The organism is Amycolatopsis sp. CFH S0740 (assembly GCF_004522315.1).
GTDB classification, from domain to species: Bacteria; Actinomycetota; Actinomycetes; order Mycobacteriales; family Pseudonocardiaceae; genus Amycolatopsis; species Amycolatopsis nivea.
Genome location: NZ_SDLS01000001.1, coordinates 151,118 through 164,538, shown reverse-complemented (window position 1 = coordinate 164,538; position 13,421 = coordinate 151,118). Strand labels below are relative to the sequence as shown.

Genomic DNA, 13,421 nt, shown 5'->3' with positions numbered 1-13,421 from the left:
GTCCATGACCGCGATCACAGGAGGTCCCGCACCGATGCGCTGCGAGCCGCTGTTCCGCCCGAAATCGGTCGCCGTGGTCGGCGTTTCCGCGACCACCGCGCTCTCCTGGGGACGGATCGCGCTGGACCGGCTGCTGCGCGGCGGCTACGGCGGCGAGATCTTCGCGGTCTCCCGCGGCCCGCTCGACCTGCCCGGCGTCCGCACGGTCGGCTCGCTCGCCGAGATCGGCTACGGCCCCGACCTCGTGGTCCTCGCGACCCCGGCGGAAACGGTTCCCACGCTGGTCAGGCAGGCGCGCGAACTCGGCTCCGGGGCGGTCATCGTGTTCGCGTCCGGTTTCGCCGAGGGCGGCAACACCGCGCTCGAAGACGAACTGCGCGAAGCTGCCGGAGACCTGCCGGTGCTCGGCCCGAACTGCCTGGGCGTGGTGAGCCACCCGGCCGGTGTGCAGCTGTCGACGACGGTTTTCCTCGACCGCGAGCGCGTGCCGCCGGGTCCGATCGCGATCGTCACGCAGAGCGGCGCGATGGGATTCGTGCTCGCTGACCTGCTCGAACAGGCCGGGATCGGCTACTCCTACTACGCGAGCGTCGGGAACGAAGCCTGCCTGTCCAGCCACGAAATCGGCAGCGACCTGCTCGACCAGCCGGACGTCGAGGTGCTCGTGCTCTACCTCGAAGGCGTGCGCGACGCGGACGGTCTCCGCGCGCTCGGCCGTCAGGCGCGGGCGGCGGGCAAGACCGTGGTCGCGCTCGCGGTGGGCAGCAGCGCCGCCGGTCGACAGGCCGCGCTGTCTCACACCGCGGCCGTCGCCGGTGATCACTTCTTGCTCGCTTCGCTGTGCCGTCAGGAAGGAATCCACCTGGTCACCGACGACGACCAGCTCGTGGACGCGGTGCTCTGCGCCCGCAAAGACACGACGCTTCCTCCGGCACCAAGGCTCGCTGTGCTCACCATGTCCGGTGGCGCGGGCGGCATCCTCGCCGACAACCTGACCGCGCTGGGAGTGCGGATTCCGCCGCTTTCCGGTGCGACGCGCGCGAAACTCGCGGAGGTTGGCGGCGTCGAGGCCGCTGATGAGAACCCCGTCGACCTCGGCGGCAACATCGACCGCTGGCTCGGCCGGGTCGGCGATCTGCTCGGCGCGCTCGACGAGGACCCGGAACTGGACGGCGTCGTGCTCTATCTGACGTTCGGCGACCGGTTCCGCGAGGCCTACCATCGGCTGGCCGCGGCCGCCGCTGCGATGCGGACGCCGACGTGGTTCGTCTGGGCCTGTGCGCCGCCCGGCGAGCTGGCGAGCGTCGGACGGCCGGACACCGTGCTGCCCAGCATCGGCGCTCTCGTGCGTCGGCTTCGGGTGCTGGTGCCCGACCGGGTCCCCGAGCCCGCGCACCACGCCGCGGCCGATGACCGTCCAGTGTGGACTGAACTGCGTGCCATTCCGCTGTTGGAAGGCGCTGGCATCCCGCACGTGGACACCGTCGCCGGGGTCGATCTTGCCGCCAAGATAAGACAAAACGGCTGGCCGGGGCCGTATGTGGTCAAGGGCGACGCCGCCGACGTGCCGCACCGGGCCCGGGCCGGACTCGTCCGCGTCGGCGTCACGGCGGCTGAACTGCCCGCGGTGCTGGACACCTTCCAAGCGCGGCTGGACGAGGTCTCCACCGACCCGGACCGCATCCTCGTCGTGCAACCCCTGCTGCCGCACACCGCCGAGCTCGCCCTCGGGGCGACACGAGACCCGTTGTACGGCACCGCAATCGTCCTCGGTGCGGGCGGCGACCGCGCCGAAGACCCCACCGCACCCCGGCGCGCGCTGCTGCTCCCGGCTACCCCAGAGCAGCGGACGGAACTGGCCGCGTGGGCCGGCGACGTCCTCGCCGCACCGGTCCCCGCCGTCGCCGCCGCGATCGACGGGCTCGTCCGCATCCTCGGCGACCATCCGGAATTCGCCGAAGCCGACCTCAACCCGCTCTGCGTCACCGGCGACGACCTGGTCGCCGTCGACGCGCTCTTCACCGAGAACGCTCAGGAGGCATCCCGTGACTGACCTGCTCGACTACGCCGACAAGGTCTGGCGAGGCGAGGCCGACACCCGCGTCTACCACACCGGCACCCTGCGCAAGGACGGTCTGCACGAGCTGGCCGAGGGCGTCTGGATGTGGCCGGCGTTCGGCAACGTCTTCCTCTTCCCCACCGCCGACGGCCTGTTCTGCTTCGACACCGGCGAACGTCGCACCGCGAAGGACCTGTTCGGCGCGACCCGCGCCCGCACCGACGCGCCGCTGCACACCGCCGTCTACTCGCACGGGCACATCGACCACGTCTTCGGCGTCGGCCCGTTCGACCTCGAAGCCGAGGAGCGCGGCTGGCGTCGCCCGTCCGTGCTGGCCCACGAGAACACGCCGCCGCGCTTCGAGCGGTACGAACGCACCCGCGGCTACAACACGGTGATCAACCAGCGGCAGTTCCAGTCGCCCGGATTCCGCTGGCCGGACCGCTACCGGCACCCCGACGTCACCTACCGCGACACCACGACCCTGCGGATCGGCGACCTGGACGTCCAGCTGAAACACGGCCGCGGCGAGACGGACGACGCGACGATCGCGTGGCTGCCCGACCGGAAAATCCTGTGCTGCGGCGACTTCTTCATCTGGTCCTCCCCCAACCCGGGCAACCCGCAGAAGGTCCAGCGCTACGCCGCCGAGTGGGCGCGGGCGCTGCGCTGGATGGCCGGGCTGGGCGCGGAGCTGCTGCTGCCCGGGCACGGCGTGCCGATCGTCGGCGCCGACCGCATCCGGACCGCGCTGTCCGACACCGCCGAGTTCCTCGAGACCCTGCACGACCAGACCGTGGACGCGATGAACGCGGGAGCCACGCTCGACGAGGTCGTGCACGGCGTCACCGCGCCCGCCGAACTGCTGGCCAAGCCGTATCTCAAACCGTCCTACGACGAGCCGGAATTCGTCGTCCGCAACGTCTGGCGGCTCTACGGCGGCTGGTACGACGGCAACCCGGCCAACCTCAAACCCGCGCGCCGCGCCGAACTGTCCCGCGAACTCGCCGACCTGTCCGGCGGCTCCGACCGGCTGGCCGCGCGGGCGCGGGAACTGCTCGCCGCCGGCGAACACCGGCTGGCCGGGCACTTCGCCCAGCTTGCCGTGGACGCAGCCCCGGACGACGAAACCGCGCACACCGCCCGCGCGGAAGTGTTCACCGCACTGGAAAAGGCCGCGACCTCGACGATGGCCAAGGGCGTCTACGCCTGGGCCGCCGCCGAATCCCAAGCCGTGCTCGACGGAACCGACCGCGCCGAACAACTGCGCGCCCGCACCGCGGGCCGCACCCGCTGGGCCTTCTGACCCGCCTTCCGCACCACCCCGTCCGACAACGACGTTGAAATGGGGACCCCACGATGAACGCTCCCGCTCTCCCCGCCGAAACCGCCGCCGGCGGGCGCACCCGCGGCACCAGCGCCCGCGGCTGGGTCGTCACCGGGCTGCTGCTGGTGTTCATGCTGATCAACTTCGCGGACAAGGCCGTGCTCGGTCTCGCCGCGAAACCGCTGATGCACGATCTCGGCCTGTCGCCCGAGGCGTACGGCCTGATCAGCAGCGGGTTCTACTTCCTGTTCAGCATCTCCGCGATCGTGGTCGGCTTCGTGTCGAATCGCGTGCCGACCAAGTGGATCCTGCTGGTGCTGGGCGTCGTCTGGGCGCTGACCCAGGCCCCGATGCTCGGCACCGTCGGGTTCGGCGCGGTGCTGGTCAGCCGGATCGTTCTGGGCGCGGCCGAGGGCCCGGCGAACCCGCTGGCCATGCACGCGGCGTACAAGTGGTTCCCCAACGAGAAACGCGGCCTGCCGAGCGCGTTGCTGAACGCCGGTTCCGGCATCGGCGTGGCGCTCGCGTCGCCGCTGCTGACCGCGCTGATCGTCGGGTACGGCTGGCGGTGGGCGTTCTTCGCGCTGCTCGTCGTCGGCCTCCTGTGGTCGGTGCTGTGGGCGATCTTCGGGCGGGAGGGCAAGGTCGCCGGAACCGCGTCGGTGCACGCGAACGCGGTCAAGTCCGAAGCGGACGAACCGCGTGTCCCGTACCGGCGGATCCTGCTGAACGGCACCTGGCTCGGCGGGTTCCTGGCCGGATTCGCCGCGTATTGGGCCCTGGCCGTGCTGGTCGCGTGGGTGCCGCATTACCTGGAAACGGCGTTGCACTACAGCACGGTGACCACCGGGACCCTGGTCGCGCTGCCGTGGATCGCCTCGGTCGTGTTCAACCTCGCCCAGGGCGCGCTGAGCGACCGGCTGATGCGGCGCGGGGTGTCGAGCCGGGTGGCGCGCGGCGTGCTCGGCGGGATCGCGGTGCTGATCTCCGGGCTCGCGATGCTGCTGTTCCCGCACACCGGCGGCTGGTTCCAGATCGCGTTGCTGACCATCGCCTTCAGCCTGGGCGGGGTCGTGTTCGCGCTCGGCGTCACGATGAACGCCGAGATCAGCCCGACCCGCCAGCGCGGCGCCGTGCTGTCCATCACCGTCGGCCTGGTGACCACCGCCGGACTGCTCGCCCCGTACCTCACCGGACGGCTGATCCAGGCCGCCTCGTCGCCGGTCAGCGGCTTCACGCTCGCCTTCACGATCAGCGGCCTGCTGTCCATTGCGGGCGGTCTGCTGGCCGTCTTCTTCGTCAACCCCGACCGCACCGCGCGGCGGCTCGGGCTCCGCACCGAGGTGGTTCGCTGATGCCTTTCCAGGACACCAAAAACCCGCTCTACGGCAGCGGCCAGGTCACCGAGGTCGCGCCCGGCGTGCGCTCGATCGGCTTGCAGGGCAACAGCCTGGCGGTGGAAACCGCGTCGGGCCTCGTCGTGGTCGACACCGGACCGTCCCCGGACCTTGTCGCGCCGGTGCTGGACCAGCTGCGCGAACCGGTGCGGTGGATCGTCTACAGCCATGGGCATCTCGGCTACAACTACGGCGTGCCCGGGTTCTTCGATTACGCGGCCGCGCACGGCGAACGCCGCCCGACCGTCGTGGCGCACGAGAACGTCGTCCGGCGTTACCAGCGGTATCTCGAGACGGCCGGATTGCAGAACCACATCAACACCCGGCAGTTCCGCCGCCCGATGGACGACCTGTCGGCTCCCCCGCCGCTCACCTTCCCCGACCAGACCTACCGGGAAGCGCTGACGCTGACCCCGGACGTCCGGCTGCTGTGGGCGCCCTCCGAAACCGATGACGTGACCGCGGTGTGGCTGCCTTCCCAACGGGTTCTGTACGGCAGCGCCGCGGTGATCAACGGCATCCCCAACATCGGGACGCCCATGCGGACCATGCGCGACACCGTCCGCTGGGCCGACACCCTGGACCGGCTCGCCGCACTCAACCCGGCGGTCCTGGTGCCGGAATTCGGCCCGGTGGTGCGCGAGGACCCGGTCCGGCAGCTCACCATGACCGCCGCCGCGCTCCGGTGGCTGCGCAGCGCGGTGGTGGACGAGCTCAACCGGGGCCGGAGGGTGGACGACATCGTGCACGATCTCCGGTACCCGGCTGAGTTGTTCGACGTGCCGTGGATGCGCGAGCGCTACGGGCATCGGGAATACATCGTCCGCGATATCGTCCGCTCGGAAACCGGGTGGTGGGACGGAAATCCGACGACCCTGCACCCGTCCCGCCCGGACGTCGCGGCCGCTGCCCGCGCGGAGGCGATCACGGATAAGCAGGCGGTGCTCGACCATGCCGAACGGCTGCGCGGTGACGGGCGGGTGCAGGAAGCGTTGCATGTCATCGATCTGCTGGCGCTCGCGCCTGGCGATGATCCATTGGTGAAGCAGGCGCGGGCGATGAAGGAGCAGCTGTGCGCGGTGCGGGCCGAGGAAGCCAGCAGTTACGTGTCGCGGAGTTTCTACCGCAGCGGCTGGTGATGCCGCGGGGACACTTGGCGACCGGCCAGCGCCAAGAGGATCACGGACAAGCACGCGGTGCTCGACCACGCCAAACGGCTGCGCGGTGACGGACGCGCGCCCGGCGACGATCCACTGACGAGGCAGGCTCGGGCGATGAAGGACGAGTTGTGCGCGGTGCGGGCCGAGGAAGCCAGCAGTTACGTGTCGCGGAGTTTCTACCGCAACGGCTGGTGATGCCGCGGCGACAATTGGCATCCGGCCAGCGCCGACCTTCGGAAGCACAGACCGCAGCAACCGAGGCAAGCGTGGTCGAGACAACCACGACAGGAACCTCCACACTTTCCGGCCCCGGCTAAGCAAGAGGAGCCCCCGACACCGCAGCCTCAGGTCGGCGCAACGCCGCGAGCTGCAACCCGAGCACAACGCCGACCCCGATCGCTGCGGTGGACACAATAGTCTCCGCTACTGCGTCCCAGGCGCCGGGGACCCGTGCGAATACCTGCGACAGGCTCAAATACAGCGCGGGCCCCGGCAGCACCGCACCCGTCAAGCCCGGGATCGTGACCACCGCGGTCGGCACCTTCAGCGTCCGCGAAGCCACCCCCGCCAGCATGCCCAGCACCGTCGTGGCAAGGAAAATCGACACCGGAGCCGACAGGCCGAGCGCGGACCGGCCCGTCCAGTTGGCCAGTGACGTCACGATCCCCGCCCCGCAGGCGAGCAGCCACCAGCGCGCGGGCGTGCCCATCAGGATCGCGTTGCCCAGTGCACCCACCAGGGCCGTCACCGGGACCAGGGCCAGCGGCAGCGCGGCGAGCTGCACCCGGCTTGCCGCGCCGAGGATGTCGAGGTCGTTCGCCACCGACACCACGACCATCACGCCGGTCGCGATCGCCCCGGTGAGCAGCAGGACCGTCACGATCCGGGCGGCCGCCATCAGGTGGAAGTCGCCGACCGCGTCCTCGACCAGCGACACCAGCGACAGGATCGGCAGCAGCAGCACCAGGTTCGCCGCCGACAGGCTCGCCGCCTCGTGCCCGGTCAGCATCCCGAGCGACAGCAAGGAGATCGCGACGACCAGCACCGTGCTGGCTTTGGCCGCGAGCTGGAAGAACTCCGCGATGCCGACCGTGCTCAACGCCCAACCCACCCGGTTGGCGAGAACGAACAAGCCGGCCGACACCGCCGCGGCGAGCACGGTTCCGTTCGCCTGAAGGCAGATCATCGCCGCGAGCAGGCAGCCGCCGAGCAAACTCACGTACCACGGCCAAGTCGGCCCCGCTTGAGCGAGGATTCCGGCGTCGCGCTCAGCTTCGGCAGGCGAAATCGTACCGGCGGCCGCGCGGACGGCGAGCGCCTCCAAGTCTCCCATCCGGCCGATGTCGCGCGCGTCGTTCGCCCGCACGCTCCCGAACAGCACCAGCGGTTCTTCCCCGCCGCCGCAGTATTGGAGGTGAATTGCCCGTACTCCCACCGAAATCCGCAGATCCTCGACGCCGCCCGCCGCGGCCAGCCCGCGGACCGTACGCACGACGACGGCAGTTTCGATGCCCTGCCGGAACATCTGCATCGCCACCTCGAGAGCGAAGCTCAGCACCCGTCGCGCCCGTTCGCGCTCGTCCACTGCCATGCCCCGCACTTTAAGCAGCCGCCCCGACAAGAAAGCGCCCGCGAACGCGCCGAACGGGACCCTTCGCCCGATCGTGGCGGATCCTGACTTCCGCTTAGCAGAACACCCCCGGACAGCCGCTTGCGCGAGCGACCTCGAGGGCCACACTTTGGAGTGAACCGCCGCGAAACCTGTGACACGGCCCACATCTGAACCGATACACCTTCTGCCGTGCCTCGTACCGCATCGCGCGCCGAACGGCAGGACCTGGGGGAACCGCACGTGCTGACCGCCGCAGAACTCTTTGTCCGGCAAGCCTTCCGGCGACCTGCGGCGGGAACGGCCGTGCCGGAGCCGGTCGTCGCGCTGCTCGGGCCGAAGGGTTCGGGCAAGAGCACCGCGCTGAAAACGATCTCCGGCGCCTGCGGCGGCACGCTCGTCCACGCCCGGCTCGATTTCCAGGACGCCCAGGTCGCCGATCCGATCTCCGCCGCCGCGTACGTGTCCTTCCTGCTCGCGCGGCACTGGGACAACCTGCCGCGCGACCCGGCCTTCCACCGCGTCGGGCTTTCCCTGCTGGCACTGAACGAAACCCTGCCGCAGGACCGGGACGCGGCCCGGGCGCACGTCCTCCAGCTCGTTGGGAGCTACCTGCACCAGGACGACGAGCACCCAGTCGCGGACCTGGCCGGCGAGGCGGTCCGGTTCGCGCTGTCGCTGTCCGGGATCGGCGCGCAGGTGCCGGGACCCGCGGTCCAGCAAGCGGTCAGCAGCGGAATCGGCGCGCTGCTGCGGCTCGCGAACCGGCGGCGGCGAAGCGTGCGGCAGGCGCTGAAATGGTTCAGCGGCTTGCTGGAGGGAGCCAGCACGATCGACTCGCTGATCGACCTGAGCCAGCGCAGTTCGGACCCGGTCCCACACGTGCTGAACGCGTTCCTGACCGATTTGTCGCGCAGTGCCGATCAATGGACGACGCCGGTGCGCCGGTGCGAATGCCTCGCCCCGCACAGACAGGACGTCCCGCACGAGCACGCCTGGGCGCTGCTGATCGACAACGTCGACGCCACCCCCGCGGGCCGCGAATTCCTCTCCGCCTTCGTGCGTGCACGGCAGAATCGGTTGCCCGAACGCGATCCGCTGCTGATCGTGGCGGCGATGGACCGGTGGTCGTCCGCCTGGGGGCACTGGTGGCGGGAACCGTGGCGGACGAAGGCGGACTGCCCGGACAAGCGGCCGATTCCCCTGCTGTCCCAGGCCGATTTCAAGCAGTGGACCCATCATCTGGCCGCCACTGCCGACCGGGGCGACTCCCCGACCCGCGCGTGGTATCCCGTGTGGCTGGACCCGCCCGGTCCCGAGGTGCTGCGCAAGCTCGCCCCGACCCCGCCGGACGGCTGGGAACCGGCTGTCTTCGACGAGTTCGTCCAGCGGCTCTCCGGCGGCCTGCCCGCCGCCGCGCAGGAGATCGGCCGCCGCGCCGGCGAACTGCCGGACGACGCCGGCCCGCCCGCCCGGTCGCTGCTGTTCCAGCCGCACAACGGAATCGCGCTGTGGGAACGCGCGCTGACCTCTTTCCTGCCCCGGTCGCTGCTGGCGGACTCGCTGCCGGCCGTCGTTCCGCAGGCAGTCGCGGTGGGGGTACGGCTCGGCCAGCCGGGACAGTCGGCCGCGCTGGATCCGGCCGCCTTTCCCGACGCGAACGACATCCTGCGCGCATTGCGGGAAAACCTGTGGGTCAGCACCTTCGCCGCCCGGCCCTCGCGGCTGTGGCCGGTCGCCGTCCCCGGGCGGGAACACCCGGCGGCCCTGCACCCGTGGCTGCTCGCCTGCCTGCTGGCCGGTCTGCACGCGCAGAGCGCCGCCGACCGCCATCCGGTAGCCATGACGTGGGCCGAGGTGTTCCGGCGGATGGCGAACACCTGCGCCGAGCCGACCGGCGAGGCCGAGGACCAGGCCCGGCGGCTGTATTACGCCCTTGCCTGCGACAACTTCGCGGCCGTCGTCGACGAACTGGTCACCGAATTCGCCAAGAGCGGCCACCCCGACTGGGTCCGGCTGGTCGACCAGATCACGCGGGCGCCGTGCCGCCTGGCCGCGGTCGAGCCGACCGACGACAGCGTCGCGAAGCTCGTGCCGGACGGGCAGCCGGGGCGGGAGTCCGCCGAGGCCGCGATCACCAGCATCGTCGCGCGGCTCTGGCTCTACCACGACCCGCACACCGTTCCCAGCCCGGCGCACGACCAGCGGATCTCCAAGAACTTCACCAGATTGGCCGGCAATTACGCGGCCCGCGACGACACCGACGCGCTGACCGACGCCGCCGCGCAATTCGGCGGCCGGTGAAAGCCTCTTTCCCGACAGGAGCGTGATGGACCGCATTCGCAAGCTGCTGCGCTGGTTCACCTACCGATTCCCGCGGCTGGCCAACTGGGTGCTGCGGCGTCCGGTGCTGGCGACCGGTTTCGCCACGCTGACGGTGGTCGTCCTCGTCGCCGCGGGCCTGCTCGTCCCGCCGTTGTTCGCCCGGTGCGGGGAAGGCATGACCGCGGACGCGAACGACGCGTGCGTCGGCATCAACCTGGACAGCGCGCAGTTCCGGCAGAACGAGCCGGAGCACATGCGGGAGCTGGAAGCCGCGGTCCGGGCCAACAACGCGGCGATCACCGGCAATTACGTGTCCGTGGTGCTGTTCCAGGACATGTCGCCGAACGAGGGCGTCGACACCCGGCTCTACCCTGATCTGTACCCGGACATCGAGGGCGCGATCGCCGGGGCGTGGCGGGCCAACCACACCGCCGCGTTCCAGGGCAGCGTGCCGAAGGTGAAGCTGTTCCTGGCGAACATGGGCAGCCAGTACGCGAGCTGGTCCGAGGCCGTCGACAAGATTTCCGAGCACGCGGCGGGCAACCACGTGGTGTCGGTGATCGGGCTCGGCCAGAGCATGGACAACACCCGCGCGGCGGCCGCGAAACTGACCGCGCAGGCGCATCTGCCGGTGATCGGCGCGACCGTCACCGGGGACACCATGAACCTCACCCCCGAGGGCAAGCTCAACACCGGGTTCTTCCGCACCTCGCCCACCAACACGCATTCCGTGGCGGCCGCCGCCCGGTTCATCGCGAGCATCGAGCCGGACCCGTCTCGGGTCGCGATCGTGCAGGACAACATCCCCGGCGACGACTACACCCAGACCCTCGGCTCGCGGGCGGTGAAGGAAATGCCCGCCGCGCACCGGTTCCCGTTCACCTCGCCGGGCGCGCTGCCGCACGACGTCTCCCGCGCCGACCCGCTGCTCACCCAGTTCGCGTACCTGAACCAGAACCTGTGCTCAGTCGCGCCGACGGTCGTCTACTTCACCGGCCGCGGCACCGACCTCGGGCCGTTCGTACAGTCCTGGACGCAGGGGAACACGCCGTGCGCCAACGGAAAACTGACCGTCGTCACCGGCGACGACGGCGGCTCCGCGATCAACGAGGCCAGCCTCCGCGACGCCGTCCGCGGCGGCCACGTCCGGGTGCTGTTCACCTCGCTCGCCAGCCCGGACGAATGGGGTCCGTGCAACGGCAGCGCCGAACAGGCCGCCTACAACACTTTCCAGTCGGTCTTCACCGGCAAACCCGGCATGTGCAACGGCCAGACCGTCCGCGCGGACGACGGCGCCGCCCCGCTGACATTCTCCGTCGCTGACCTGGGCAGCGGCGAAGGCATCCTCGCCCACGACGCCATGATGGTCGCCGTCATGGCCGCCCGCCGAGCCGCGAACGGCAACGCCGACACAGTGGTGCGCACGCCGCTGTCCCAAATCGGCCTCATCGAGGAGATGCGCTGCCAGAACGCCGTCCAGGGCGCGAGCGGGACCATCCAGTTCAGCCCCGATCAGGCGCAGTACGGCAACCCGGTGGAAAAACCGTTCCCGGTCGTCGAGATCAGAGCCGACGGATCCACCGCGACAGTGTGGAACAAGGCGGTCACGACTGCGGTGCCGAAAACGTCCTGCTGACGCCTCGCTCGTCGAGCCAGCCGCGGTAGCGACGCAACGCGCGTTGCTGCAGGACGGTCTCTTTCGCCAGCGCCAGCTTGGGATTCGTCCGCAACCGCGGCGTACGGCCCGCCCCGACCCGCCGTAGCTGGCGGCGCACCCGCGCCATCCCTGCGGCCGAAGCCAGCGCTTTGTCCTTGATCGCCACCGGTGCCAGCTCCACCGCGGCATCCTCCCCGTGGAGCCACTTCTTCGGCAGGTCGGGATCCACCGCCAGCGCCGTCCCCATCCCGGCCAGGTCGATGCCCCCGGCCAGCACCTGTTCGGCGACCGGCCGCCGGACGATGCCGCCAGTCAGCATCAACGGCAGCGGGCTCGTCGCGGCGAGTTCTTCGGCCAGAGTCAGGAAGTACGCCTCTCGCGCCACCGTGCGCTCGTCGGCCGAACGACCCGACATCGCCGGGCTTTCGTAGCTGCCGCCGGACAGCTCGACCACGTCGACCCCGAGCGGAGCCAGCATCTCGATCACCCGGCTGGCATCCGCGGCGTCGAACCCGCCGCGCTGAAAGTCAGCCGAGTTCAGCTTCACCGCGAACGCCGGGGACACCACGTCGCGCACGGCTCGCACGATGTCGAGCAGGAGCCGCGCCCGGTTCTCCACGATGCCTCCCCACTCGTCGGACCGCCGGTTGACCAGCGGCGACAGGAACTGTGACAGCAGGTATCCGTGCGCGGCGTGGATCTCGACCCCGTCGAACCCGGCCTCCTCGGCACGACGCGCGGTCTCGGCGAACCTCGCCACTGTCTGTCCGATCTGGACTGCCGTCATCTCGGTCGGCTGCGCGAGCCGTTTGCTCTGCTTGCCGAGGTTCACCTTGACCGCCGACGGGCCCCACGCGACGCCGGGCATGTTCGCCATCACCTGGCGTCCGGGGTGGTTGATCTGCATCCACACCCGCGCACCGCCGCTCTTGGCCGCGTCCGCCCACGCGCGGAACGGCTCCAGCGGCGACTGGTCGTCCAGGACGATGCCGGCCGGCCCGGTCATCGCTTCGGCGTGCACCATCACGTTGCCGGTGATGATCAGTCCGGCGCCGCCTTCGCTCCAGCGCCGGTAGAGGCGGCGGATGCGCTCGTCGGGCAACTGCCCGGGGCCGGCCATGTTCTCTTCCATGGCCGCTTTGACGATCCGGTTGGCGAGCGCGGGCCCGTGGGCGGGCGCGAATGGCGTGAACAGCGGCGAGGTCGTCATGATTCCTTCGCTCCATGCGGTATGTTTGCAGTGCTCACATAAGAGTAGGAGGCGATGTAAGCAGTGTCAACTTCCACGAAGGACGGCTACCATCACGGCGATCTGCGCGCAGCCCTGCTGACGACCGCGATGGGGATGCTCGAGCAGGGCGAGCAGTTCTCCCTGCGCGCGGTCGCCCGGAAAGCGGGCGTCTCCCCGACCGCCCCGTACCGGCATTTCGCCGACCGCGACGCCCTGGAATCAGCACTGGCCGCCCAGGGCCTGCGCGACCTCGATGCCGACCTGAACCAAGCCGACACCACCCCGAATACAGTCGCCGAGCTAGCGGAACTGGGCGTCGCGTACGTCGACTTCGCCCTCCGCCGCCCAGCGCTGTTCCGGCTCATGTTCGGCAACGCCTGCGACGACACGAACGACGATCGCGCCACAGCGGCAGCCGCGGTGCACGAGACGCTCGCCCGCGCCGTCGCGAACGTGTTCCCCGACGCCGATCTCGCCAGCATCACCGTCGGCGGATGGGGAATGGTGCACGGACTGGCCTGCCTGCACCTCGACGGCAAGCTCGCCAGCACCTCCGCCGACGACGTCGCGAACCAGGTCCGAGCGTCGTTCACCGCGGTCTTCGCCGCCCGGCCGGGTGACTGACGACTCCCGGTGTTGACAGTGCTCACATCGCA

The 13,421-nt window shown here is 70.4% G+C and carries 10 protein-coding genes; 8 read left to right on the top strand and 2 right to left on the bottom strand.

Annotated elements, in window-relative coordinates:
• Positions 1-4: 4 nt before the first annotated feature.
• Genes EIZ45_RS00775 through EIZ45_RS00755 form a run of 5 tightly spaced genes read left to right on the top strand, consistent with a single transcriptional unit; the run spans position 5 to position 6,138 of the window.
• Entirely contained in the window at positions 5-2,053 is a 2,049-nt protein-coding gene (locus EIZ45_RS00775; protein WP_240690529.1) for an acetate--CoA ligase family protein, read from the top strand.
• Positions 2,046-3,365: an alkyl sulfatase dimerization domain-containing protein gene (locus EIZ45_RS00770; protein ID WP_037811552.1), complete on the top strand. Its 1,320-nt coding sequence runs from the start codon at positions 2,046-2,048 to the stop codon at positions 3,363-3,365. Before EIZ45_RS00775 ends, EIZ45_RS00770 begins: the two co-directional genes overlap by 8 nt.
• Before the next feature lie 53 nt (positions 3,366-3,418).
• Positions 3,419-4,741, top strand: coding sequence for an MFS transporter (locus EIZ45_RS00765; protein ID WP_134661694.1), 1,323 nt, complete (start codon positions 3,419-3,421; stop codon positions 4,739-4,741).
• Positions 4,741-5,922 carry an alkyl sulfatase dimerization domain-containing protein gene (locus tag EIZ45_RS00760; protein ID WP_134736012.1) on the top strand — a complete coding sequence of 394 codons (1,182 nt, stop codon included), beginning with the start codon at positions 4,741-4,743 and terminating at the stop codon, positions 5,920-5,922. Before EIZ45_RS00765 ends, EIZ45_RS00760 begins: the two co-directional genes overlap by 1 nt.
• Before the next feature lie 57 nt (positions 5,923-5,979).
• Positions 5,980-6,138 (top strand): hypothetical protein, encoded by a 159-nt coding sequence (locus EIZ45_RS00755; protein WP_240690530.1) that lies wholly within the window; start codon positions 5,980-5,982, stop codon positions 6,136-6,138.
• Positions 6,139-6,256: 118 nt separating this feature from the next.
• Here the strand turns inward: EIZ45_RS00755 and EIZ45_RS00750 are convergent, their stop codons facing one another.
• Positions 6,257-7,534 carry a threonine/serine exporter family protein gene (locus EIZ45_RS00750; RefSeq protein WP_134661696.1) on the bottom strand — a complete coding sequence of 426 codons (1,278 nt, stop codon included), beginning with the start codon at positions 7,532-7,534 and terminating at the stop codon, positions 6,257-6,259.
• A 210-nt stretch (positions 7,535-7,744) separates the two neighbouring features.
• On the opposite strand from EIZ45_RS00750, the gene EIZ45_RS00745 reads away from it, so the two are divergent.
• Entirely contained in the window at positions 7,745-9,856 is a 2,112-nt protein-coding gene (locus EIZ45_RS00745; protein WP_134661697.1) for a hypothetical protein, read from the top strand.
• Positions 9,857-9,881: 25 nt separating this feature from the next.
• The gene (locus EIZ45_RS00740; protein ID WP_134661698.1) at positions 9,882-11,513 is read left to right on the top strand and encodes an ABC transporter substrate-binding protein; all 1,632 of its coding nucleotides are present in this window, start codon (positions 9,882-9,884) and stop codon (positions 11,511-11,513) included.
• Here EIZ45_RS00740 and EIZ45_RS00735 read toward each other — a convergent pair.
• Positions 11,482-12,744: an NADH:flavin oxidoreductase/NADH oxidase family protein gene (locus EIZ45_RS00735; RefSeq protein ID WP_134661699.1), complete on the bottom strand. Its 1,263-nt coding sequence runs from the start codon at positions 12,742-12,744 to the stop codon at positions 11,482-11,484. The two genes, EIZ45_RS00740 and EIZ45_RS00735, sit on opposite strands and share 32 nt — an antisense overlap.
• Before the next feature lie 63 nt (positions 12,745-12,807).
• On the opposite strand from EIZ45_RS00735, the gene EIZ45_RS00730 reads away from it, so the two are divergent.
• Positions 12,808-13,389 carry a TetR/AcrR family transcriptional regulator gene (locus EIZ45_RS00730; protein WP_134661700.1) on the top strand — a complete coding sequence of 194 codons (582 nt, stop codon included), beginning with the start codon at positions 12,808-12,810 and terminating at the stop codon, positions 13,387-13,389.
• Positions 13,390-13,421: the final 32 nt, after the last annotated feature.